The organism is Streptomyces sp. NBC_01463 (assembly GCA_036227345.1).
In the GTDB taxonomy this organism is placed as follows: Bacteria; Actinomycetota; Actinomycetes; order Streptomycetales; family Streptomycetaceae; genus Streptomyces.
The window spans coordinates 4,505,091-4,527,566 of the sequence record CP109468.1; the positions used below are offsets into that span (position 1 = coordinate 4,505,091).

The 22,476-nt window shown below is 68.7% G+C and carries 21 protein-coding genes; 9 read left to right on the top strand and 12 right to left on the bottom strand.

Annotated features, from left to right (window positions below; translation table 11 throughout):
• Positions 1–25: 25 nt before the first annotated feature.
• From OG521_19880 to OG521_19890, 3 genes are all read right to left on the bottom strand, one after another.
• The gene (locus OG521_19880) at positions 26–655 is read right to left on the bottom strand and encodes a hypothetical protein (protein WUW22924.1); all 630 of its coding nucleotides are present in this window, start codon (positions 653–655) and stop codon (positions 26–28) included.
• A 71-nt stretch (positions 656–726) separates the two neighbouring features.
• Entirely contained in the window at positions 727–1,152 is a 426-nt protein-coding gene (locus OG521_19885; protein ID WUW22925.1) for a heme-binding protein, read from the bottom strand.
• 55 nt (positions 1,153–1,207) lie between these two features.
• Entirely contained in the window at positions 1,208–2,419 is a 1,212-nt protein-coding gene (locus tag OG521_19890) for an MFS transporter (protein ID WUW22926.1), read from the bottom strand.
• Between the two features lie 140 nt (positions 2,420–2,559).
• Here OG521_19890 and OG521_19895 point away from each other — a divergent pair, with 140 nt between their 5' ends.
• From OG521_19895 to OG521_19905, 3 genes are read left to right on the top strand one after another with little or no spacing between them, the layout of a single operon-like run.
• Entirely contained in the window at positions 2,560–3,018 is a 459-nt protein-coding gene (locus OG521_19895) for a MarR family transcriptional regulator (GenBank protein ID WUW22927.1), read from the top strand.
• 37 nt (positions 3,019–3,055) lie between these two features.
• The gene (locus tag OG521_19900; GenBank protein ID WUW22928.1) at positions 3,056–3,508 is read left to right on the top strand and encodes a GNAT family N-acetyltransferase; all 453 of its coding nucleotides are present in this window, start codon (positions 3,056–3,058) and stop codon (positions 3,506–3,508) included.
• A 28-nt stretch (positions 3,509–3,536) separates the two neighbouring features.
• The gene (locus OG521_19905; protein WUW22929.1) at positions 3,537–4,700 is read left to right on the top strand and encodes a winged helix DNA-binding domain-containing protein; all 1,164 of its coding nucleotides are present in this window, start codon (positions 3,537–3,539) and stop codon (positions 4,698–4,700) included.
• Positions 4,701–4,732: 32 nt separating this feature from the next.
• Here OG521_19905 and OG521_19910 read toward each other — a convergent pair whose 3' ends face one another.
• From OG521_19910 to dnaB, 3 genes are all read right to left on the bottom strand, one after another.
• Entirely contained in the window at positions 4,733–6,115 is a 1,383-nt protein-coding gene (locus OG521_19910) for a beta-lactamase family protein (protein WUW22930.1), read from the bottom strand.
• A 41-nt stretch (positions 6,116–6,156) separates the two neighbouring features.
• Positions 6,157–7,287, bottom strand: coding sequence for an NADAR family protein (locus OG521_19915; protein ID WUW22931.1), 1,131 nt, complete (start codon positions 7,285–7,287; stop codon positions 6,157–6,159).
• A gap of 205 nt (positions 7,288–7,492) precedes the next feature.
• Entirely contained in the window at positions 7,493–8,971 is a 1,479-nt protein-coding gene (gene dnaB / locus OG521_19920) for a replicative DNA helicase (GenBank protein ID WUW22932.1), read from the bottom strand.
• 458 nt (positions 8,972–9,429) lie between these two features.
• Between dnaB and OG521_19925 the strand changes: the two genes are divergently transcribed.
• On the top strand, positions 9,430–10,767 hold the full coding sequence (locus tag OG521_19925; GenBank protein WUW22933.1) for an MATE family efflux transporter: 1,338 nt from the start codon (positions 9,430–9,432) through the stop codon (positions 10,765–10,767).
• A 176-nt stretch (positions 10,768–10,943) separates the two neighbouring features.
• Here OG521_19925 and rplI read toward each other — a convergent pair whose 3' ends face one another.
• From rplI to rpsF, 4 genes are all read right to left on the bottom strand, one after another.
• On the bottom strand, positions 10,944–11,390 hold the full coding sequence (gene rplI, locus OG521_19930; protein WUW22934.1) for a 50S ribosomal protein L9: 447 nt from the start codon (positions 11,388–11,390) through the stop codon (positions 10,944–10,946).
• Between the two features lie 18 nt (positions 11,391–11,408).
• The gene (gene rpsR, locus OG521_19935) at positions 11,409–11,645 is read right to left on the bottom strand and encodes a 30S ribosomal protein S18 (protein ID WUW22935.1); all 237 of its coding nucleotides are present in this window, start codon (positions 11,643–11,645) and stop codon (positions 11,409–11,411) included.
• 43 nt (positions 11,646–11,688) lie between these two features.
• Complete coding sequence (locus OG521_19940; GenBank protein ID WUW22936.1) at positions 11,689–12,306, bottom strand: single-stranded DNA-binding protein; 618 nt, start codon at positions 12,304–12,306, stop codon at positions 11,689–11,691.
• A 74-nt stretch (positions 12,307–12,380) separates the two neighbouring features.
• Positions 12,381–12,671 (bottom strand): 30S ribosomal protein S6, encoded by a 291-nt coding sequence (rpsF, locus tag OG521_19945; GenBank protein WUW22937.1) that lies wholly within the window; start codon positions 12,669–12,671, stop codon positions 12,381–12,383.
• A gap of 280 nt (positions 12,672–12,951) precedes the next feature.
• Here rpsF and OG521_19950 point away from each other — a divergent pair, with 280 nt between their 5' ends.
• The 3 genes from OG521_19950 to OG521_19960 all read left to right on the top strand — a co-directional run bounded on the left by OG521_19950 (position 12,952) and on the right by OG521_19960 (position 15,737).
• Positions 12,952–13,266, top strand: a complete 315-nt coding sequence (locus OG521_19950) for a hypothetical protein (protein ID WUW22938.1) — start codon at positions 12,952–12,954, stop codon at positions 13,264–13,266.
• A gap of 187 nt (positions 13,267–13,453) precedes the next feature.
• The gene (locus OG521_19955; protein ID WUW22939.1) at positions 13,454–14,572 is read left to right on the top strand and encodes a peptidoglycan bridge formation glycyltransferase FemA/FemB family protein; all 1,119 of its coding nucleotides are present in this window, start codon (positions 13,454–13,456) and stop codon (positions 14,570–14,572) included.
• Between the two features lie 133 nt (positions 14,573–14,705).
• Positions 14,706–15,737 (top strand): alanine racemase, encoded by a 1,032-nt coding sequence (locus tag OG521_19960; GenBank protein WUW22940.1) that lies wholly within the window; start codon positions 14,706–14,708, stop codon positions 15,735–15,737.
• 21 nt (positions 15,738–15,758) lie between these two features.
• Here OG521_19960 and OG521_19965 read toward each other — a convergent pair whose 3' ends face one another.
• Together OG521_19965 and OG521_19970 are read right to left on the bottom strand one after the other, a co-directional pair.
• On the bottom strand, positions 15,759–17,255 hold the full coding sequence (locus OG521_19965; protein WUW22941.1) for a glycosyltransferase 87 family protein: 1,497 nt from the start codon (positions 17,253–17,255) through the stop codon (positions 15,759–15,761).
• Between the two features lie 138 nt (positions 17,256–17,393).
• Positions 17,394–20,126 carry a penicillin-binding protein gene (locus tag OG521_19970; GenBank protein WUW22942.1) on the bottom strand — a complete coding sequence of 911 codons (2,733 nt, stop codon included), beginning with the start codon at positions 20,124–20,126 and terminating at the stop codon, positions 17,394–17,396.
• A gap of 401 nt (positions 20,127–20,527) precedes the next feature.
• Between OG521_19970 and OG521_19975 the strand changes: the two genes are divergently transcribed.
• Together OG521_19975 and OG521_19980 are read left to right on the top strand one after the other, a co-directional pair.
• Positions 20,528–21,232, top strand: coding sequence for a PadR family transcriptional regulator (locus tag OG521_19975; GenBank protein ID WUW22943.1), 705 nt, complete (start codon positions 20,528–20,530; stop codon positions 21,230–21,232).
• Between the two features lie 62 nt (positions 21,233–21,294).
• Positions 21,295–22,377, top strand: a complete 1,083-nt coding sequence (locus OG521_19980) for an inositol-3-phosphate synthase (protein WUW22944.1) — start codon at positions 21,295–21,297, stop codon at positions 22,375–22,377.
• Positions 22,378–22,476: the final 99 nt, after the last annotated feature.

Consider the following 22,476-nt stretch of genomic DNA (forward strand, 5'->3'; position numbering starts at 1 on the left):
CGGACCCTCGGGGGAACGCCCTCGCTCAGTTGTCGAACCACACGGTGAGCCGGACGTTCTCGTCCCCGTGGACGGCGGCGAGGGCTTCCATCACGGACCACACCGGCTTCCACTCGCCGTCAGGCCGCACCGCCTCGCGCCGGGTCATCCGCTCCACCCGGTAGAGGCGGTCACCGTCGCACCACTCGGTTCCCTCCGGCCAGTCCTCGCGGCCGTCACCCTCACTCGCGTCGGTCACCGGATCGGCCGGCAGTCCGGCGACCCGCGCGAAGCGGGCACTCCAGACCGCCTTGGAGACAAGAGCCCATGCGCCGTCCACGACTTCGTACGCGTGGACCCGCCGGTCCGTGGTCTCGGCCGGCTCGTCCCAGTCGACACGTTTCACTTCGCCCCACGAGATCCAGCTGAGGCTGTGGGCGTCGGCGCCCCAGTCATCGAGTTCCGCGCGAGCGGCGCCGGAGATCTGCCCCGGCAGCCCCCGGTCCGCGGCGAGCGGAGCGAAGCCGGCGTGGTTGCGCACACCGAACAGGCAGCCGAACGCGTCGTAGTCCCGGCCCATGTACAGCAGGTCGAGATCGACGGCCGCCGTCCACGCGTCCGCCGGATCCGCCCATCGGGTCCGGCACTCGACGAACCCGTGAATGTCAGCTCCCATGTGCGGAGATTCTCCGGCCACATGGGAGCTGACACCAGCGAATTACCCCTGCGTGCAGGGCGGACGGGACCTCAGAGGAGACCGGCGACGGCGGTCGTCGCGAACCCGTGGTCCTGCTCGGGAGCGCCGCCACCGACCCCGATCGCGCCGATCAGGCGGCCGTCGCGGTGGACCGGGACGCCACCGGCGATGAAGAGCAGCGGCCGGTCGAGTGCGGTCGGCAGGGTGTGGAAGAGGCCGCCCGGCTGAACCGCGTCGACGAGGTCGGCCGTGGGGGCGTTGAGCTGAAGCGCCGTGTACGCCTTGCGGGTGCTGGTCTCGCCTGCGATCAGGACGGCCCGGTCGTCGCGGCGGAAGGCCAGCAGGTGACCGCCCGCGTCGAGGACCGTGACGGCTGCCGCGACGCCTGCGGTCTCGGCGGCGGTACGGGCCGCTTCGATCAGCGCCTCCGCGTCCTGCGTGGTCAGCGGGGCTACGGCGGTGGAGAGGGTGCTCATGGGGGTTGCTCCTAGATGTGGTGCGTGGGAAGGGGAGTGGGGGGATCAGGGGTGCTCAGTGCCGGGCCGCGGGTACGGCGGCAGGCTCCGGGACGTGGGCGGCCACGAGACGGCCGCGGGTGGCCGTCCGGCGCTCCAGGGTGCTGGAGACGACGGCGAGCACCAGGGCGGAGGCGGCGAGTGCCGCGCCGACCCAGTTGGGTGCGGTGTAGCCGAGTCCGGCGGCGATGACGATGCCGCCGATCCATGCGGACAGGGCGTTGCCGAGGTTGAAGGCACCGATGTTCACCGCGGAGGCGAGCGTCGGAGCGCCGGCCGCCTGGTCGAGCACGCGCTTCTGCAGCGGGGGCACGGTCGCGAAGCCCAGGCCGCCGATCAGGACGATGGTGACGGCTGCCGCGATCTTGTTGTGGGCGGTCAGCGTGAACAGCGACAGGACGACCGCCAGGGAGCCCAGCGACACGTACAGCAGAGGCATCAGATGGCGGTCGGCGAACTTGCCGCCGAGCAGGTTGCCTCCGACCATGCCGAGTCCGAAGAGCACCAGCAGCCAGGTGACGGAGGAGGCCGAGTAGCCGGCGATCTCGGTCATCATCGGCGTGATGTAGGTGATCGCGGCGAAGACTCCGCCGAAGCCCAGCACGGTCATCGCCATGGCGAGCAGCACCTGCACGTTGCGGAAGGCCGCGAGCTCGTGGCGGATCCGGACGCCTTCGGGGCGGGGCTGCTCGGGTACGAGCTTGGCGACACCGAGCAGACCGATGACACCGAGCGCGGCGACGACGAAGAACGTGCTCCGCCATCCGGCGTTCTGGCCGATGTAGGTGCCCAGCGGCACACCGACGACGTTGGCGACGGTGAGGCCGGTGAACATCATGGCGATGGCGCCGGCCTTCTTCTGCGGGGCGACCAGTCCGGCCGCCACCACCGAGCCGATGCCGAAGAACGCACCGTGGGCGAGCGAGGCGATCACCCGGCCGGCGAGCATCACCCCGAAGACGGGGGCGGTCGCGGAGACGACGTTGCCGATGATGAACAGGCCCATGAGGATCATCAGCATGCGTTTGCGGCTGACCCTGGTGCCGAGGACGGTCATCAGCGGGGCTCCGAGGACTACACCTAGCGCGTAGCCGGTGACGAGGAACCCCGCGGTGGGGATCGAGACCTGGAAGTCCGCAGCCACCTCGGGGAGAAGCCCCATGATCACGAACTCGGTGGTTCCGATACCGAATGCCCCGATGGCGAGGGCGAGGAGCGCGAGCGGCATGGGTTCTACCTTCCCTGGAGATTGCGTCTGCGCCTTACGAGCGTCCACAATAATTGCAGACGCGGGCTAATTGCAAGCGCGGGCTATTGCGGTCGTCGCCTATCCTGGACGCAAGCAGCTCCGCCACGGAGGAGAGACCCATGACAGCGACGGACCCGGCACTGACCGCCCTTTCCCAGGGCTGGTGCGCGCTCTCCCTGCTCCACGGGAAGATCGAGGCCCATATCGAGCGAGCCCTCCAGACCGGGCACGGCCTGAGCGTGCGGGAGTACTCCCTGCTGGACGTCCTGAGCCGGCAGCACAACGGGCCGGGCGGACATCTGCAGATGAAGCAGGTGGCCGACGCCGTCGTGCTCAGCCAGAGCGCCACCACCCGGCTGGTCACCCGCCTGGAGGACCGGGGGCTGCTCACCCGGTACCTCTGCGACACCGACCGCAGGGGCATCTACACCGATGTCACCGAGGCCGGCCTCACCCTGCTCTCCGAGGCCCGGCCCACCAACGACACCGCGCTGCGCGCTGCGCTGGACGAGGCCGCCAAGAACCCCGAACTGGCCCCGCTCGTCCGGACGGTCGAGGAGCTGAAGGTCCCCGTGTAAGGGCCCTGCCGTGAACCCGCGGCGTAGGCTGTCGATCATGAGCGATCTGGAAATACGCCCCGCGGCCACCGGTGATCTCGCCGAGATCGTGGCCATGCTCGCCGACGATCCGCTGGGTGCCCAACGCGAGTCGCCGGACGACCTGAGCCCCTACCTCGCGGCGTTCAGGCGGCTGGCCGGCGATCCCCACCAGCATCTGATGGTCGCCGTGCGCGCGGACCGCGTCGTCGGGACGCTGCAGCTGACAGTGATCCCCGGCCTCTCCCGGCGCGGCTCGACCCGTTCCGTGATCGAGGGCGTCCGCGTCCACGCGGACGAACGCGGCAGCGGTCTCGGCACCCGGTTGATCCAGTGGGCAGTGGACGAATCCCGGCGCCAGGAATGCCAGTTGGTCCAGCTGACATCCGACACGACCCGGACCGACGCCCATCGCTTCTACGAACGGCTCGGCTTCGTCGCCAGCCATGTGGGCTTCAAGCTCACCCTCTGACCGCAGCCCCGCCTCCAAGGAGTCGACTGTGCACCGCATCAGCGACGAACAGCGCCGCATCAGGATCGGCCGGCGCCACCTCCTGGCCCCCTCCGTGCGGTCGGAGTCCCCCGTTGCCGTGGCCGACGCCGTCGTCGCCCTGCACGCCACCGACGCCGCCACCGTCTTCCTGTCCGCCTGCGCACGGCTCCGGGCGCCCGGGGCCGTCGCCGTGGAGGCATGCCTCTACGAGGACGTCTCGCTGGTCCGGCTGCTCTCCATGCGCAACACCCTGTTCGTCGTGTCGGCCGAGGCGGCCCCGCACGTCGAGGCGTCGAATGCGCGCGCTGTCGCCGCCAAGGAACGCCGGAACCTCCTGAAGCACCTGGCGGAGGACGGCAACGGGCTCGACGAGCAGTGGCTGGCCGGCACCGAGAAGGCCGCCCTCGCGGTTCTGACGGCCCGGGGGTCCGCCACGGGCAGCGAGCTCTCCGCCGCCGTACCCGCCCTGCGCACCAAGATCACGCTGTTCCCCGGCAAGAAGCAGGAGGCGGTGCAGGGCGTGGCCTCGCGCGTCATCCGTGTCCTCGCCGCCGAAGGGCGGATCCGCCGGGACCGGCCCCGCGGCTCCTGGACGTCGAGCCAGTTCCGCTGGACGGCGTCCGAGCCCCGGCCCGTCGAGGAACCCGGCCGGGCTCAGGCGGAGTTGGCACTGCGCTGGCTCCGCGCGTACGGCCCCGCATCCGAGAGCGACCTCAAGTGGTGGACGGGCTGGGGGCTCGGCCAGGTCCGTAAGGCGCTGGCGGCCGCGGGAGCGGAAGAGGTACTCCTCGACAGTGGCGCCACGGCATGGGTCGCACCACAGGACGTCGCGCCCGACCCGGAGCCCGAGCCCTGGGCGGCGCTGCTGCCCGCCCTCGACCCCAGCGCCATGGGATGGGCCGACCGTGGTTTCCACCTCCCGGCCGAGCACCGGGCGGCACTCTTCGACCGCTCCGGCAACATCGGGCCCACCGTGTGGTGGAACGGGCAGATCATCGGCGGCTGGGCCCAGCGAGCCACCGGGGAGCCGGTCTGGCGGTTGCTCACCGACGCCGGCCGGGACGCCTCCGCGGCGGTCGAGGCGGAGGCGTCCCGGCTGGCGGGCTGGGTGGGGGAAGCGCGGATCACACCCCGCTTCCGCACCCCGCTGGAACGGGAGCTGACGGCCTGAGCCGCCGCGCCTGTTTCACGTGAAACGGATGCTCAACTGCCCAGCCCGCGCCAGCCGTCCGGGTCCACTCCGCCCGGAACGGCCGCCGCCGGATCGTACGGCTCACGCGTGAAGACGAACGACCCCAGATCCAGATGGCTCACGCTGCCGTCCTCGTTCCGTACGAGCCGCAGCGTCTCCCCCGCGTAATAGCCGTCCAGCCCGATCCAGCTGCCGTCCGGACGAGCGGTGAACCGCGCACCCCGGCCCCGGCCGTTCAGGGGCTGCAGTTCCAGCCCACGGTCGGGAGTCAGCCGGAGGACGTTGGCACGCGTGCCCCAGTACCACGGGCCGGTCAGCGCCAGCAGATCCTGATCCACTTCGGGCAGCGGGCGCCATGGCTCGGGGATACGGGGTTCGGCCTCCGCGACGATGTCCACGAGTTCGGCGGCCACCTCACCGACCAGCAGCCCGGACGTGATGTTGGCGAACATGACAGCCGCCACATCGTCCTCGACGCTGATCCAGAGAGCGGCCAGGAAACCGGGGAGCGAGCCCGTGTGCCCAACGAGCGTACGGCCGTTCCTGCGGATCACCTGCAGCCCCAGACCGTAGTGCCCGTCCCAGTCCCCCGACTCGGGCGGAGCCGACGGCTCCCTCATCTCCGCCACGGACGCGGCGGCGAGCACCCGGTCGTCCCCCTCGGCCAGGAAGGCGGCGAAGCGGAGAAGGTCTGCGGTGGTGGACCAGAGCTGCCCGGCCGGCGCCATCAGCCCGAGGTCCTCGGCCGGTTCGGGCAGCATGACATCCGCCCACGGATGGACGGCCCAGCCGCCGGCGTGCGGGGCCTGCTCCTGCGGGGTCGTCCGGAGCATGCTCAGCGGCTCCAGGATCTCGGTGCGCAGCACCTCCGCCCACGATGCTCCGCGTACCGCTTCGATCAGCGCTCCGAGCAGTGTGTAGCCCGGGTTCGAATAGTGATGCCGGCGGCCCGGAAGGTGCATCCTGGTCTGCTCGCCGAGCACGTCCGCCAGCTCCGGACGCAGACTCCCGGGAGTCCGCTCCCACCACGGCGCCGGCGACTCCGCGGCCAGCCCGGCGCTGTGGCCGAGCAGCTGATGGATCGTGACGTCACCCACGCCGGTGCCGGGCAGGTGCTTCTCCAGCGGATCGGCCAGGTCCAGCAGACCCTCGTCCCGCAGCCGCAGGACCAGAACGGCAGTGAACGTCTTGGTGAGGGAACCGATCCTGAACTGGGTGTCCGTATCCGGTGCATGGCCGTCGACACAGCTGCGGGAGCCGTCCCAGACCATCCGCCCCTGTCGTTGTACGGCAGCGACCACCGAGGGCGAGCGCCCCTGGGCCTGGGCGGTGGCGATGCGGTGCAGCAGCGCGCGCCGCGTACCGGGAAGCAATGGTTCAGCGGGAGAAGTCATCGTCAACAAGTACCTCCCCCACCGGCGCACGGCGACCTCATTTACCGTCGCCCGGACGCGGGGGTCTCCTCGGGCCGGAGCAATCGCCGGGCGACGAGCTCCGAACGGGTCAGTTCGAGCAACCGCCCCATCCAGTTGCGTCCCCGGTCGTCGGGAGCGTCTCTCCAGAATGGTGAGTCCGAGAGGCCGGTGTAGCTGATCCTGGCGTCCCCTGTGGAGACGAGGACCTCGGCGAGTTCAGGGTGCTGGGTGAACTTCGCACGGACGAGCCCTGCCATCACCGCGAGCCGGACGTCGGGCCAGTCGCTCCGGTGCGCTGCCCGGCCACCCAGGTCATGCGCCTCTCTGCCGGAGGCCGCGTCCCGGATCCTGCCTCTGTCGGAGGCGTCCGCCGCCGACAGCGCCCAGTACCCGTGCAGTACGGACGCATAGGACTCGCCGGCGAACACGATCCAGGCAGGGAAGTCGTTGCGGAGCATGAACAGACCCGGCTGCTCGGGCCACCCCTGTGGGTACACGGTCTCGTGCGAGACGAGAGCCGGTCGGCCGGGTTCTGAAGGATCGTCGGAATGCCGGACGGCTCGCTGTTCCTGCTCGCTCTCGACTCCCTCGTCTCCGCGGCCGAAGTAGTCCAGGACGCCCTGATGCATCTCCGCTGTCACTACCGGACCGTCGCCGCCGACGGCCTCGCCAACGTTCGTGAGCAGGATCCGCAAGGGACGGTCCTGGCGGTCCATGTCTCCGAGGACATAGATCCGAAGATGCGGTGGCACCGACAGATACGCCGCCCGGAGAAGTGCCCGGTTGGACTCGTCCGGCTCCCGCTGGAAGCGCCGGATCGCATCCCAGCAACGCTGCCCGGCTGTTGGCCGTTCATTGAGTTCCTCGATGCGGTCAGCGACTTCCAGGAGGAACCCCTCCGGCGTCAGCGGTTCGCCGCACCGAGAGGCCCACTTCGACGGCTCGTCGGGAAGCGGCGGAGCCTCAGGATCGGTCGCCGCCAGTCGGCCCGTTGCCAGCCACTTCACGAGGCCGGCGAGGTCCGTACGTTCTCCGCAGCTGATCGCTCCGTCAGCGAAGACGACCAGGTCGTCGAGGTAGTACTCACCGTCCGGTCGATACCGCCGCCAGACGTGGCACCAGGCCCCGTCGATCCTCTCTCCGTCCACCATCCGATAGGTCGGTCCCCGCCAAGTCATGGGCGCACGCTACTGCCTGCGGGACGATCATGGGAGTGGCAACGGAGTCCCCAGGCCGCTGCCTCCTGCCCGGCCGGGGAGGGCGGTGGAACCTTCGGGGCGAGCCGGTCGCGGGCCGCTCGTGGCCGGGAGCCCGTCAACGGTCGTTCCCCGGTCGCGGGCGCTGTGCGCTTCCGGATCAGGTCTGCGCCATGTCCACGAAGCGCGAGTAGTGGCCCTGGAAGGCGACGGTGATCGTCGCCGTCGGACCGTTACGGTGCTTGGCCACGATCAGGTCCGCCTCGCCCGCACGCGGCGACTCCTTCTCGTAGGCGTCCTCGCGGTGCAGCAGGATCACCATGTCGGCGTCCTGCTCGATCGAACCGGACTCACGGAGGTCGGACACCATCGGCTTCTTGTCCGTGCGCTGCTCGGGGCCACGGTTCAGCTGGGAGAGCGCGATGACCGGCAGCTGGAGTTCCTTGGCCAGCAGCTTGAGGTTTCGCGACATGTCCGAGACCTCCTGCTGGCGGCTCTCGGCCCGCTTGGAACCGCCGGACTGCATCAGCTGCAGATAGTCGATGACCACCAGCTTGAGGTCGTTGCGCTGCTTGAGACGGCGACACTTGGCCCGGATCTCCATCATGGAGAGGTTCGGGGAGTCGTCGATGTAGAGCGGGGCCGCGGAGACGTCGGGCATGCGCCGCGCCAGCCGCGTCCAGTCCTCGTCGGTCATGGTGCCCGAGCGCATGTGGTGCAGCGCCACCCGGGCCTCGGCGGACAGCAGACGCATCGCGATCTCGTTCCGCCCCATTTCGAGGGAGAAGATCACGCTGGGCAGATTGCTCTTGATCGAGCAGGCCCGGGCGAAGTCCAGCGCCAGGGTGGACTTACCCATGGCGGGACGGGCCGCGATCACGACCATCTGGCCGGGGTGGAGGCCGTTGGTCAATGCGTCGAGGTCGGTGAAGCCGGTCGGTACACCGGTCATCTCACCGCTGCGTGAACCGATCGCCTCGATCTCGTCGAGCGCGCCCTCCATGATGTCGCCCAGCGGCAGGTAGTCCTCGCTGGTCCGCTGTTCGGTGACGGCGTAGATCTCGGCCTGGGCGGAGTTGACGATGTCGTCGACATCGCCGTCGGCCGCGTATCCCATCTGCGTGATCTTCGTGCCTGCCTCGACGAGCCGCCGCAGAACGGCGCGCTCGTGAACGATCTCCGCGTAGTACGAGGCGTTGGCCGCGGTCGGCACCGACTGGACCAGGGTGTGCAGATACGGAGCTCCACCCACCTTGGTGATCTCGCCGCGCTTGACCAGCTCGGCGGCGACCGTGATGGGGTCGGCCGGCTCGCCCTTGGCGTAGAGGTCGAGGATCGCCTGGAAAACGGTCTCGTGCGCCGGGCGGTAGAAGTCGTGGCCCTTGATGATCTCGACGACGTCGGCGATGGCGTCCTTGGACAGGAGCATGCCACCCAGGACGGACTGCTCCGCGTCCAGGTCCTGGGGAGGGACCCGCTCGAAACCGGGGGAACCACCCTCCCAGCTGCTGCTCTCCCGGCCGCGGTCGTGCTGCTCCCCGCGGTCCCTGCCCTCGCCCCGACGCTGGCGGGAAACAGGCAGACGGTCGCTGGGACCGGTGTCGGCCCAGGGGTCGTCCAAAGGCTCGGGAATGCTCATCCGGCCACCTCCTCCCGTCCGCTGTGCGGACCTAGCCGTGCCACTCTTTCTTACGGCACGGCACCGACAAACAAGACGCCCGACTCCGGTTCCGGTGTGTCGGGTTCTGCGGGTTTCGGGGCCGAAACGAGGTGGGGGCGCCGGACCACGGTAGGCCGCCCCGCACCGTCAGCCAATCTGGTTATCCACAGGGCATGTGGACGACGGACCAGATGCTGTGGAGAACCCTCCAGAACCTGTGCACGGACCGGGGGACAGCACTGTGGACAAACTCATAGCGACCTTTCTATCGCCGTCCTGACCTGCACTTTCTCCATCCACGGGCTGTGGGGGAGAAAAACTTTCACAGTCGGCACAAGATCCCGGCAACCGGCCCATGACAGAACGCCATCCTGCGGCCAATGTAAGGATCACTAAGGTCTTGCATCTATTACCTGTGGAAGATTAGATTGGCACCCATGATCCAGGCACCGGCGACCCCGCCGTCTCGTCGCCGTCGGCACGACCGCGAGATCATCGCGCTCGCCGTCCCGGCCTTCGGCGCGCTCGTGGCCGAGCCCCTCTTCGTGATGGTCGACAGCGCGATCGTCGGCCACCTCGGCACTCCGCAACTGGCCGGCCTCGCCGTTGCCGCAGCCCTGCTGACGACCGCCGTGAGCATCTTCGTCTTCCTCGCCTACGCCACCACCGCGGCCGTCGCCCGCCGGGTCGGCGCCGGGGATCTGGCCTCCGCGATCCGCCAGGGCATGGACGGCATCTGGCTGGCGATACTGCTCGGCCTCGCCGTCATCGCCGTGACCCTCCCCCTGGCTCCCTGGCTCGTGGGGGTGTTCGGCGCCTCCGACACCGCAACCCCCTACGCCACCACCTATCTGCGGATCTCCAGCCTCGGCATTCCCGCGATGCTCGTGGTGCTTGCCGCGACCGGTGTCCTGCGGGGCCTGCAGAACACCCGCACACCGCTGTACGTCGCCATCGGCGGATTCGCCGCCAACGCCGCCCTCAACGCGGGACTCGTCTACGGCGCCGGGCTGGGCATCGCCGGCTCGGCCTGGGGCACGGTGATCGCGCAGGTCGGGATGGCGGTCGCCTATCTCGTCGTGGTGGTCCGCGGCGCCCGGCGGCACGGGGCCTCATTGCGGCCCGACGTCGCCGGCATCAGGGCCAGCGCCCAAGCAGGCGTGCCCCTCCTGGTCCGTACGCTTTCGCTCCGTGCCGTCCTGCTCATCGCCACGGCCGTCGCCGCTCGGCTGGGCGACACCGACATCGCCGCGCACCAGATCATTCTTTCGCTGTGGAGCCTGATGGCCTTCGCGCTGGACGCCATCGCCATCGCGGGCCAGGCCATCATCGGGCGCTACCTGGGCGCCGACGACACCAAGGGAGCGCGCGAGGCCTGCCGCCGCATGGTGGAGTGGGGCATCGCCTCAGGTGTGGTGTTCGGGGTGCTGATCGTTCTCGCCCGCCCCCTGTTCGTACCGCTCTTCACCAGCGATCAAGCGGTGAAGGACACACTGTTCCCGGCCTTGCTGGTGGTGGCGCTGACCCAGCCGGTCGCCGGAGTCGTCTTCGTCCTGGACGGTGTCCTGATGGGCGCCGGGGACGGCCCGTATCTCGCCTGGGCCATGCTCGTCACCCTGGCGGTCTTCGCCCCCGCGGCCCTGCTGGTCCCCGCCCTCGGCGGGGGACTGACCGCCCTGTGGTGCGCGATGGCGCTGATGATGCTGGTGCGCATGGCGACCCTCTGGCTCCGCGCCCGTTCCGGCAAGTGGCTGGTCACCGGCGCGACCCGCTGACGCGGGATTTCTCCACAGCCCGGCCCAGTCCAGCCCACAGACGGTGTCCCGTTTCACGTGAAACGGGACACGGTGAGCCGCAGAGGGCAGAGGGCAGAGGGAACCGGACCGCCCACGGCGAAGGGCCGCACCCCTGGGGGTGCGGCCCTTCACTGTTCTGCTGAGGTGCGGCCTATTCAGGCAGCAACAACCTCGATGCCGAGCTTCGCAGCGACCTCGGGGTGCAGACGCACGGACACCTGGTGTCCGCCGAGCGTCTTGATGGCCGAGCCGAGCTCGACGCGACGCTTGTCGACATCCGGGCCACCGGCGGCCTTGATCGCCGAAGCGATGTCGGCCGGGGTGACGGAGCCGAAGAGACGGCCGGCGTCGCCGGAGCGAACAGCCAGACGGACCTTCACGGCCTCGAGCTTGGCCTTGATCTCGTTGGCCTGCTCGATGGTGGCGATCTCGTGGATCTTGCGGGCGCGGCGGATCTGCGCCACGTCCTTCTCGCCACCCTTGGTCCAGCGGATGGCAAAGCCACGCGGGACCAGGTAGTTACGGGCGTACCCGTCCTTGACGTCTACAACGTCGCCCGCAGCACCGAGGCCGGAGACCTCGTGGGTGAGGATGATCTTCATGATTCGGTCACCCTTCCCTTATCGCGCGGTGGACGTGTAGGGCAGCAGCGCCATCTCACGGCTGTTCTTCACTGCCGTGGCGACGTCACGCTGGTGCTGAGTGCAGTTGCCCGTAACGCGGCGGGCACGGATCTTGCCGCGGTCGGAAATGAACTTCCGCAGCATGTTCGTGTCCTTGTAGTCCACGTACTGGGTCTTGTCCTTGCAGAACGCGCAGACCTTCTTCTTAGGCTTGCGCACAGGCGGCTTCGCCATGGTGTTTCTCCTGTGTGATCAAGAAGTGGGGGTACGAGCTGCCCTAGAAGGGAGGCTCGTCCGAGTAGCCGCCGCCAGAAGAACCGCCGGAACCGCCGGAGCTTCCGCCCCAACCGCCTCCGCCGCTCTGCTGGCCCCCGCCCTGCTGGCCGCCGGCCGGCGCGCTGGTGGCCCACGGGTCGTCGGCGGGAGCACCGCCACCGCCCTGCTGACCACCTGAACCGGGACCGCCGCCCCAGTTACCGCCACCCTGCTGGCCGCCGCCGTATCCACCCTGGCCGCCCTGGCCACCACGACCGGTGGTCTTGGTGACCTTGGCCGTGGCGCTCTTGAGACTGGGGCCGACTTCCTCGACGTCCAGCTCGTAGACCGTGCGCTTGACGCCCTCGCGGTCTTCGTACGACCGCTGCTTCAGCCGGCCCTGCACGACAACGCGCATGCCTCGCGTGAGCGACTCGGCGACGTTCTCCGCCGCCTGACGCCAGACCGAGCAGGTGAGGAACAGGCCTTCGCCGTCCTTCCACTCATTGGTCTGCCGGTCGAAGATGCGGGGAGTGGACGCGACGCGGAACTTCGCGACCGCCGCACCGGACGGGGTGAAGCGCAGCTCGGGGTCGTCGACGAGATTGCCGACGACCGTGATGACGGTCTCGCCTGCCATGGATGAACCTCTCGGCGGGGATTGCTTCTGGCTGCTTGCTGCTACTCGAACCCGATGACCACTGAGCTAGAAGCTCAGTGGATCTCGGGACGGAGGACCTTGGTCCGGAGGACCGACTCGTTCAGGTTCATCTGGCGGTCGAGCTCCTTGACGACCGCAGGCTCGGCCTGCAGGTCGATGACCGAGTAGATGCCCTCGGGCTTCTTCTTGATCTCGTAAGCGAGCCGACGACGGCCCCAGGTGTCGACCTTCTCAACCTTTCCTTCGCCCTCACGGACGACGGAGAGGAAGTTCTCGATCAGCGGGGAGACTGCTCGCTCCTCGAGATCGGGGTCGAGGATGACCATCACCTCGTAGTGACGCATGTGGAACCCACCTCCTTTGGACTCAGCGGCCACGGTCGTTCCGTGGCAGGAGGGTCGTGATGCGTGAAGCATCAGTGTCTCCGAGTAAAACAGCCGCCACTGACAACGCCCTCCCTCGAGGAGGGGCTGACTGTGCTGGCCTGGGCAGACACCGGTGCAGACCGTACAGAGTACCTGTAGACCGGCTTCCGGTTGAAATCCGGTGGTCAGGAGACGCAATCTGTACACATCGGGTGTGAGCGGCGCCACGATGCGCCGCCTTTCGGCCAGGAGGTACTCCATGGCACAAGCAATGCGATCCCGCTCCTCCGTCTCCCTCTTCGCGACCGACGGCAGGCCCCACCCCCTCCAGGACACCCTGGTGGCGGTGACGGTGGTGCTCGGCGCCCTCGCGTTCGTGACGGCGATGTTCCACAGCCTGCATCTGATCAGCTCGTGGGCCGGGCTGATCGGGATCATCACGGGTGCGTACGGGCAGTACATCTCCGTGACCACCCGGGAACGGTTCCCGCTGATCCTCGGTATGGGAGCGGCCGCCCTCGGGTTCTTCCTCGGCATGGCCCACGGCGGTCTCTTCGGCGGCGTGGTCGGCTGACCGCGCCGCAGCAGCGGCCCGGCGGTGTGCGGGGCGGTGCCGTCCACGGACGGGGCCGCCTCGCGGACCGTGCCGGACCGCACAGGTACGACGGGGCCAGACCGCGCGCTTCCCGGTCACAGTAGGCTTCGGCGCGAGAGCCGGAGCCCCTGACCGATGGGGACACACCTGCCGAGGAGCGCCCCGCATGAGCCTGACCCTGAGGACCATCAGCCGAGAGCAGCATCTGGCGTACATCCAGAGTCTGCCCGCGGCCAGTCACATGCAGGTCCCGGCATGGGCGGATGTGAAGGCCGAGTGGCGCTCGGAGAGCCTGGGCTGGTTCGACAAGGACGGTCAGCTCGTCGGAGCCGGTCTGGTGCTCTACCGCCAGCTGCCCAAGATCAAGCGCTACCTTGCCTATCTGCCCGAGGGCCCGGTGATCAACTGGTACGCCCCGAATCTGGCCGACTGGCTGCAGCCGATGCTGACGCACCTCAAGCAGCAGGGCGCCTTCTCGGTGAAGATGGGCCCGCCGGTCGTCATCCGGCGCTGGGACGCCGCCGCCATCAAGGCCGGCATCCAGGACCCGGACGTGAAGCGCCTGCGTGACGTCGAGGCCACCCACATCGAGCCGCGCGCCTTCGAGGTCGCCGACCGGCTGCGCAAGATGGGCTGGCAGCAGGGCGAGGACGGCGGCGCCGGATTCGGTGACGTACAGCCCCGCTACATCTTCCAGGTGCCGCTGGCCAACCGTTCCCTCGAAGACGTCCACAAGGGCTTCAACCAGCTCTGGCGGCGCAACATCAAGAAGGCCGAGAAGGCCGGCGTCGAGGTCGTCCAGGGCAGCTACGCGGAGCTCGCCGAGTGGCAGCGGCTGTACGAGATCACGGCGGAGCGCGACCACTTCCGCCCGCGCCCGCTCGGCTACTTCCAGCGCATGTGGACGGCGCTGAACAACGAGGACCCCAACCGGATGCGGCTGTACTTCGCGCGTCACGAGGGGGAGAACGTCGCGGCCGCGACCATGCTGATCGTGGGCGGACACGTCTGGTACTCCTACGGCGCATCGGCCAACCACAAGCGTGAGGTCCGGCCCTCGAACGCGATGCAGTGGCGGATGCTGCGCGACGCGTACGCCATGGGTGCCACCGTCTACGACCTGCGCGGCATCTCCGACTCCCTGGACGAGACCGATCACCTCTTCGGCCTGATCCAGTTCAAGGTGGGCACGGGCGGCCAGGCCGCGGAGTACCTCGGTGAGTGGGACTTCCCGCTCAACAAGCTGCTGCACAAGGCGCTCGACATCTATATGTCGCGCCGCTGATCCATGCGTCCGCCGCGCCGCCGATCCTCGGCGCAAGGCTGACGAAACCGGCTTCATTCGTTTCAATGGGCTCTTCGAGTAGCTCCGCACACCTCTGATACACCGCAGCCACCAGAAAGGTTCCGGACCGGCCATGGCGCTCTCCCTGTACGTCGACACCGCGCGCTGGCGGGCGCACCAGAAATCCGTTCTCGACCAGTTCCCCGGTCTCGTACCGGTCTGCAAGGGCAACGGGTACGGCTTCGGCCACGAGCGGCTGGCCGACGAGGCGATCCGTTTCGGCTCCGACATCCTCGCGGTCGGCACGACCTACGAAGCGGCCCGCATCAAGGACTGGTTCAGCGGTGATCTGCTGGTGCTCACGCCGTTCCGGCGGGGCGAGGAGCCGGTGCCGCTGCCGGACCGCGTCATCCGTTCCGTGTCCTCCGTGGACGGCGTGCACGCCCTGGTGGGCGCCCGGGTCGTCATCGAGTGCATGAGCTCGATGAAGCGCCACGGCGTCAAGGAGGAGGAGCTCGGGCAGCTGCACGCCGCCATCGAGGACGTACGCCTCGAAGGTTTCGCCCTGCACCTGCCGCTGGACCGCACGGACGGCTCGGACGCGGTCGAAGAGGTCATCGCCTGGATGGACCGCCTCCGGGCGGCCCGGCTGCCGCTGCACACGATGTTCGTCAGCCACCTCCGGGCCGAGGAACTGGCCCGGCTGCAGCAGCAGTTCCCGCAGACCCGGTTCCGCGCCCGCATCGGTACCCGGCTGTGGCTCGGCGACCACGAGGCGACGGAGTACCGGGGTGCCGTGCTCGACGTCACGCGCGTCGTCAAGGGCGACCGGTTCGGCTACCGGCAGCAGAAGGCCGCATCCGACGGCTGGCTGGTCGTCGTCGCGGGCGGTACGTCGCACGGCGTCGGCCTGGAGGCCCCGAAGGCCCTGCACGGCGTGATGCCGCGCGCCAAGGGGGTCGCCCGGGCAGGTCTGGCCACCGTCAACCGCAACCTGTCGCCGTTCGTCTGGGCCGGCAAGCAGCGCTGGTTCGCCGAGCCGCCGCACATGCAGGTGTCGATCCTGTTCGTGCCCTCGGACGCCGAGGAACCGCGGGTGGGCGACGAGCTGGTGGCCCATCTGCGCCACACGACCACACAGTTCGACCGGCTCGTCGACCGCTGAGCCGCCGGCCGGCCCCGGTCCTCAGTCGGCGGCCGGGGTGCCCGCCGTGCCCCACTCCACACGCGGTCCCGCGACCGTGAGTGCCGCGTGGCGCGGCGGATGCGCCGCCGCGTGTCCCAGGACGAAGACGTCCTCCGCACCGTCGAGCACCCCGCCCGACGGGTCGTCGGAGCCGTCGCGCCGCACCACGTCGCGCTCCGGCATCAGGATGTCCCGTACGACCACGGCGCACAGGTACAGCGTGCCCAGCAGATGCAGGACGATCGCGAGCTGGTAGCCCTCCGTCGGCAGCCCCTGGTGCTTGTCGCCGCTCGTCGTGTACGCGAGGTACATCCAGATCCCGAGGAAGTACATGACCTCGCACGCCTGCCAGATCAGGAAGTCCCGCCAGCGCGGCCTGGCCAGCGCGGCGAGGGGGATCAGCCACAGCACGTACTGCGGTGAGTAGACCTTGTTGACGAGGATGAACACCGCGACGACGAGGAAGGCGAGCTGCGCGAACCGCGGCCTGCGGGGGGCCGTCAGCGTCAGTGCGCCGATGGCGGCGCACAGGACGAGAGTCGCCAGCGTGGAGACGGTGTTGACCGTGGAGACCTCGATGGGGGCGCCGGTGCGCTGGGTGATGACCAGCCAGAAGGACCCGAAGTCGATCGAGCGCTCCTCGCTGAAGGTGTAGAACTTCTTCCAGCCCTCGGGGGCGAACACCATCACCGGCAGGTTGACCACCAGCCAGGATCCGGCCGTGCCGAGCGCCGCCACCCCGAACTCCCGCCATTTCCCGGCCCGCCAGCACAGCACGAAGGCGGGGCCCAGCAGGAGCACCGGATACAGCTTGGCGGCCGTGGCCAGCCCGACGAGGATGCCGAACGCCAGGGTGCGGCTCCTGGACCACATGAGCATCGCCGCAGCCGTGAGGGCGACGGCCAGCAGGTCCCAGTTGATCGTGGCCGTGAGCGCGAACGCGGGCGCCAGCGCCACCAGGAGGCCGTCCCAGGGGCGGCGCCGGTGCGTGCGGGCGACACAGACGGCGATGATCGCGGTGCAGATCATCAGCATGCCCGCGTTGACCATCCAGTAGGCCTGTTCCTGCTCCTGGATGGAGCCGCCCGGGGTCAGCCAGGCGGCGACCTGCATGAACACACCGGTGAGGACCGGGTACTCCAGGAACTGCATGTCGCCGGGCAGCCGGTCGAAGTACGGCACCAGGCCCTCGGCGAAGCCGCGTCCTGAGTACAGATGCGGAATGTCGGAGTAACAGGCATGGGTGTACTGGGAGCCGGCTCCTCTGAACCAGGCCCAGTTGTAGCAGGGCAGCTTCTGCACCATGCCGAGCGCGAACATCCCGAGCGCCACCAGCGCGACGGCGCCGACGGGGGTGAGCGCGGTGCTGCCGAGCCGCGTCCAGCGCTCCGACCTCCCGCCGATCAGCTCGCTGCCGGCCGCGGCGATCTCGTCCTGGTGCGTGGGCCGTACGACGGACCGTTCCTGGTGCACGCTCGTGTCCTCTGCGCTTGGCATGCCGCACATCCTGCCGTACCGGTCTGTGGAAACGACGAGGGCCGCCGCACCCCGTGGTGCGGCGGCCCTCGTCATCCTGTCCGGGATCACCCCGCGCGGGCCTGTCGGACGCGCGCGGTGTGCTGCCGGCCGGGGGAGCTATCCGCCCCCGCCGCCGAAGAGACTCCCGTTGCCATTGCCATTGCCGTTCCCGTTGCCACCCGTGTCGGGCGAGGGACTGGTACCCCCGTCACCGGCCGTGGTGCCTGCGTCCGTACCGCTCGTGGTGCCGTCCGTCGTGCCGGCGTCCGTACCCGCGTCGGCCCCGCCGTTGGCGTTGCCGCCGTTGTCCTGGCAGTCCCAGCCCCATGTGCCGCAGGTCTGGGACGGGTCGGGCGTGGGCAGGTCCGGCGTCGGCGACGGCGTGCTGCTCGGCGTCTCGGAAGGCGTGGGCGTCGGCGTCGGCGTCGGCGTGGGCGTGGGGGTGGGGCTGTGCGCGCCGCCACCGTAGACCGTGTCACCGATCGGCTCCGGCTTCGGGAAGGACACCTTGTCCTGGCCCTCCATCGCCTCGGCCATGTAGTCGTGCCAGATCCGGGCGGGGAACGAGGCTCCGTGGATCTTCTCCTCACCGCCGGTGCCGTACATCTTCTCGAACTTGCGGTTCTTGTTGTTGTCGTCGTCGTCCAGCCGGTACATGCTGATCGCCGTCGACAGCTGCGGGGTGTAGCCGACGAACCAGGCGGACAGGTTGTCGTCCGTCGTACCCGTCTTGCCCGCGACATCCCGCCCGGGAAGCTTGGCCGGGGTACCGGTTCCCTTGTCGACGACGTTCTTGAGGACGTCGGTCACGTTGTCGGCGATGACGTTGGAGAAGGCGCTCTTGGTGACCACCTCGTGGCGGTAGATCACCTCGCCGCGCTTCTTCACCTCCGTCACCGAGAAGGGGTCACGCTGCTGGCCGCTGGCCGCGAACGTGGCATAGGCGCCCGCCATGCTGGTCGTGCTGGGCGAGGAGGTACCGATGGAGAACGACGGAACGTTGGCGTTCGCCATGTACTTGTCGTCCTTCAGGCCGGCCGCGATGGCAGCCGCCTTCACCTTGTCGGTGCCTACGTCCATGCCCAGCTGCACGTAGGGCGAGTTGGCGGACACCCGCATCGCCTCGCGAAGGGTGACAGGGCCCAGCGACTCGTGGCCGTCGTTGGCCTGGAGCCATTCGTCGCCGTTCTCGTCGGTCCAGATGTCGCCGTTGTACTTCTTGATCTTCAGCTTGTCGTCGCCGTTGTAGATGCTCTTGGGCGAGACCTTCGTACGTTCGGACTCGCCCTGGTCCGCACCGCCCGTCGGGTCGCGCTTGCCGTACTCCATCGCGGCCGCCAGCACGAAGGGCTTGAAGGTCGATCCGACCGCGGCGCCGGTCGGGTCGGCGTTGCTCGTGTAGTGCTTCGTCGCGTCCTGACCACCGTAGATCGCCTCGATGGCACCGGTCTTGGGGTCGACAGAAGAGCCGCCGAACTGGACGTGGGTGTCCTTCGTCGGGCGCTTCTTGGGGTCGATCCTCTCGTCGTAGACCTTCTTGACGGCCTTGTTGAGCTGAGCGATCTTCTTCTTGTCGAAGGTCGTGTGGATCTCGTAGCCGCCCTGGTCGAGCTGATCGCGGCTGACTTCCTTGTGGCTGGTGAGGAACTCGGTCCTGGCCGTCGTGACGAGGTAGCCGATCTGGCCGCCCAGCTGAGCGTCCTTCTTCGGCTTCAGCGGCATCGGGAACTTCGTGTACTTGTCTCGTACCGACTGCTCCAGCCGCCCGTCCTTGACCTCCTCGTCGAGGATCCACTTCCAGCGCTTCTCGGCCCGCTCCCTGTTCTTCTGCGGGGTCGCCTGCACCGGGTCGACCTCCGTGGCGCCCGCGGGGTCGTAGTAGCTGGCCCCCTTGAGCAGGGTGGCCAGGAAGGCGCACTGGCTCGGGTTCAGGTCCTTGGCGTCCTTGTTGTAGTACGTCCGCGCCGCGGCCTGGATACCGGAGGCGCCGCGGCCGTAGTACGAGACGTTGAGGTACCCGGCCATGACCTCCTTCTTGTCCATCTCGCTGCCGACCTTCAGCGTGATGAAGAGCTCCTCGAACTTACGGCTCAGGGTCTGTTCCTGGGAGAGCCGCGAGTTCTTCACGTACTGCTGGGTGATCGTCGAGCCACCCTGAGTCTGGCCGCCCTTGGCCATGTTGAACACGGCCCGGGCGATACCCATCGGGTCGATGCCGTGGTCGTGGTCGAAGGACTTGTTCTCCGCCGAGATGACGGCGTTGCGCATCGCCTCGGGAATCTGGGCGTAATCGATGACCTGACGGTTGACATCACCGCCGGTGGCCACCATCTGGGTGCCGTCTTTCCAGAAGTAGACGTTGTTCTCCGCCTTCGCGGCCGCCTGGACCTCGGGCTTGGCCACCATCGCGTACGCGAGCCCCGCAAGGCCCATCAGAAGGCCGAGGAAGCCGATACAGAGGCTGGAGACCAGCTTCCACGACGGCACCCAGCGCCGCAGGCCGGACCGGCCGGCGCGCGGGTAGTCGATGAAGCGCTTCTTGGCCGGGCGCTGACCGGCGCGGCCGCGGCCCCGGCCGGGGCCTTCCTGGCCGCCGCCACCGCCTCCACGGCGACGGCCACCGCCGCCGCCGTCGGAACCGCCACGGCCTGCGCCGCCGCGCTGTGCGGCCTTTCTGGCCGCGGCACGGCCGCCGTACGGGGCTTCCTCACCATAAGAACCGGAAGGTGATTCGGACGTCACTCCGCGTGACGGTGCCGCGCGGCGTCCGGTTGGCTGCTGGGCGGCTCGTCTGGCCGCGGCACGCCCGCCACCTTGCGGTTGCGGCATCTTGCGACGGTGCTCGCTCATCGAACGACTACTCCTCGGGCAGGCGAGATCGCCTGGAAGCGGCAGTTGAGATCCGGTCCCCCCGAATTACGGACCAGCCCTGCGACAGGCTCATCCGCAGTGCATCCGGTCAGTCCGCGAAAACTGACGCACTCGGACGTCACACGGTTCCCGGTGGTCTGCATGCCGCACAGACTACGCACGGTCAAAACCCTCCCGGGGCCGAACTTCACCCCAAATTACGCAAGTCGGTTGCTACGAATTACCGATGTGACACCGCTCACTAAGGCCGCCCTTGTCGCGGGGCGGAGTCCGATCTATCGTGCTGATGTATCGAGTCGATACATCAGCTCGGTACATCGGCTCGGCATACTGTTCGGCACAGGGCCACGCGAGAGCATTCGGAGAAGGAGGAGGCGAGGTTGAGCAGACGCTCAGGCATCCTCGAGTTCGCCGTCCTCGGACTGCTCCGCGAGTCCCCGATGCACGGCTACGAGCTGCGCAAGCGCCTCAATACCTCACTGGGGATCTTCCGTGCGTTCAGCTACGGAACCCTCTACCCCTGCCTCAAGACGCTGGTCGCCAACGGCTGGTTGATCGAGGAACCGGGAAACGCTCCGGCAGACCTTCCGCCCGGCCCCGGCCGGGCGGTCGCCCCCTCCTCCTCACTGGCAGGGCGTCGCGCCAAGATCGTCTACCGGTTGACGGCAGAAGGTAAGGAGCACTTCGAGGAGCTGCTCTCGCACACCGGCCCCGACTCCTGGGAGGACGAGCACTTCGCTGCTCGGTTCGCCTTCTTCGGGCAGACGGAGCACGACGTGCGGATGCGGGTGCTGGAAGGCCGTCGCAGCCGGCTGGAGGAGCGCCTGGAGAAGATGAGCGCCTCTCTGGCCCGCACCCGCGAGCGCCTCGACGACTACACACTTGAGCTGCAGCGACACGGCATGGAGTCCGTGGAGCGCGAAGTGCGCTGGCTGAACGAGCTCATCGAGAGCGAGCGGTCGGGACGGGATCAGCGACGATCCTCGCCCGAGGGCTCAGCTCAGCAGAACACCGCAGGAGAGCCGGACGGCCTGCCCCGGCGGGATAACAACCCGCCGGATCCGTCCGGCGACACCGCCAAGTGAGTTCCCCGCAGATCCGCGGGGTCCTCATCAGGAACATCCATTACACACAGGGAGCAACCGGAATGGGTTCGGTTCGCGTAGCCATCGTCGGCGTGGGCAACTGCGCCGCCTCGCTGGTCCAGGGCGTCGAGTACTACAAGGACGCCGATCCGGCCGGCAAGGTGCCCGGTCTGATGCACGTCCAGTTCGGCGAGTACCACGTGTCGGACGTCGAGTTCGTCGCCGCCTTCGACGTCGACGCGAAGAAGGTCGGCCTCGACCTCTCGGACGCCATCGGCGCCAGCGAGAACAACACCATCAAGCTCTGCGACGTGCCGAGCGCCGGTGTCACCGTCCAGCGCGGCCACACCCACGACGGCCTGGGCAAGTACTACCGCCAGACCATCGAGGAGTCCACCGAGGCCCCGGTCGACATCGTCCAGATCCTCAAGGACCGCAAGGTCGACGTCCTCGTCTGCTACCTGCCGGTCGGTTCCGAGGTCGCTGCGAAGTTCTACGCGCAGTGCGCCATCGACGCCAAGGTCGCGTTCGTCAACGCTCTCCCGGTCTTCATCGCCGGCACCAAGGAGTGGGCGGACAAGTTCACCGAGGCCGGTGTCCCGATCGTCGGCGACGACATCAAGTCGCAGGTCGGCGCCACCATCACGCACCGCGTGATGGCGAAGCTGTTCGAGGACCGGGGCGTCGTCCTGGACCGCACGATGCAGCTGAACGTCGGCGGCAACATGGACTTCAAGAACATGCTCGAGCGTGAGCGCCTGGAGTCCAAGAAGATCTCCAAGACGCAGGCCGTCACCTCGCAGATCGTTGACCGCGAGCTCGGTGCGGACAACGTCCACATCGGCCCGTCGGACTACGTGGCCTGGCTGGACGACCGCAAGTGGGCGTACGTGCGCCTCGAGGGCCGCGCCTTCGGTGACGTTCCGCTGAACCTGGAGTACAAGCTCGAGGTCTGGGACTCCCCGAACTCGGCCGGTGTCATCATCGACGCCGTCCGTGCCGCGAAGATCGCCAAGGACCGCGGCATCGGTGGCCCGATCCTCTCCGCGTCCTCGTACTTCATGAAGTCCCCGCCGGTCCAGTACTTCGACGACGAGGCGCGCGACAACGTCGAGAAGTTCATCCGCGGTGAGGTCTCCGAGTAACGTCACCTGACACGGTGCGTCGGCGCGGCGCAGTGAGGAGCGGCAACACTCCTCGACTCCCGCACCATTGAGGGTCCCCGGGCAATCCGCCCGGGGACC

What these genes read in the sequence shown, in the direction of transcription:
- OG521_19880 (WUW22924.1), bottom strand. Translation starts at nt 655, where the DNA reads ATGGGAGCTGACATTCACGGGTTCGTCGAGTGCCGGACCCGATGGGCG.
- OG521_19885 (WUW22925.1), bottom strand. Translation starts at nt 1,152, where the DNA reads ATGAGCACCCTCTCCACCGCCGTAGCCCCGCTGACCACGCAGGACGCG.
- OG521_19890 (WUW22926.1), bottom strand. Translation starts at nt 2,419, where the DNA reads ATGCCGCTCGCGCTCCTCGCCCTCGCCATCGGGGCATTCGGTATCGGA.
- OG521_19895 (WUW22927.1), top strand. Translation starts at nt 2,560, where the DNA reads ATGACAGCGACGGACCCGGCACTGACCGCCCTTTCCCAGGGCTGGTGC.
- OG521_19900 (WUW22928.1), top strand. Translation starts at nt 3,056, where the DNA reads ATGAGCGATCTGGAAATACGCCCCGCGGCCACCGGTGATCTCGCCGAG.
- OG521_19910 (WUW22930.1), bottom strand. Translation starts at nt 6,115, where the DNA reads ATGACTTCTCCCGCTGAACCATTGCTTCCCGGTACGCGGCGCGCGCTG.
- OG521_19915 (WUW22931.1), bottom strand. Translation starts at nt 7,287, where the DNA reads ATGGTGGACGGAGAGAGGATCGACGGGGCCTGGTGCCACGTCTGGCGG.
- dnaB (WUW22932.1), bottom strand. Translation starts at nt 8,971, where the DNA reads ATGAGCATTCCCGAGCCTTTGGACGACCCCTGGGCCGACACCGGTCCC.
- OG521_19925 (WUW22933.1), top strand. Translation starts at nt 9,430, where the DNA reads ATGATCCAGGCACCGGCGACCCCGCCGTCTCGTCGCCGTCGGCACGAC.
- rplI (WUW22934.1), bottom strand. Translation starts at nt 11,390, where the DNA reads ATGAAGATCATCCTCACCCACGAGGTCTCCGGCCTCGGTGCTGCGGGC.
- rpsR (WUW22935.1), bottom strand. Translation starts at nt 11,645, where the DNA reads ATGGCGAAGCCGCCTGTGCGCAAGCCTAAGAAGAAGGTCTGCGCGTTC.
- OG521_19940 (WUW22936.1), bottom strand. Translation starts at nt 12,306, where the DNA reads ATGGCAGGCGAGACCGTCATCACGGTCGTCGGCAATCTCGTCGACGAC.
- rpsF (WUW22937.1), bottom strand. Translation starts at nt 12,671, where the DNA reads ATGCGTCACTACGAGGTGATGGTCATCCTCGACCCCGATCTCGAGGAG.
- OG521_19950 (WUW22938.1), top strand. Translation starts at nt 12,952, where the DNA reads ATGGCACAAGCAATGCGATCCCGCTCCTCCGTCTCCCTCTTCGCGACC.
- OG521_19955 (WUW22939.1), top strand. Translation starts at nt 13,454, where the DNA reads ATGAGCCTGACCCTGAGGACCATCAGCCGAGAGCAGCATCTGGCGTAC.
- OG521_19960 (WUW22940.1), top strand. Translation starts at nt 14,706, where the DNA reads ATGGCGCTCTCCCTGTACGTCGACACCGCGCGCTGGCGGGCGCACCAG.
- OG521_19965 (WUW22941.1), bottom strand. Translation starts at nt 17,255, where the DNA reads ATGCCAAGCGCAGAGGACACGAGCGTGCACCAGGAACGGTCCGTCGTA.
- OG521_19970 (WUW22942.1), bottom strand. Translation starts at nt 20,126, where the DNA reads ATGAGCGAGCACCGTCGCAAGATGCCGCAACCGCAAGGTGGCGGGCGT.
- OG521_19980 (WUW22944.1), top strand. Translation starts at nt 21,295, where the DNA reads ATGGGTTCGGTTCGCGTAGCCATCGTCGGCGTGGGCAACTGCGCCGCC.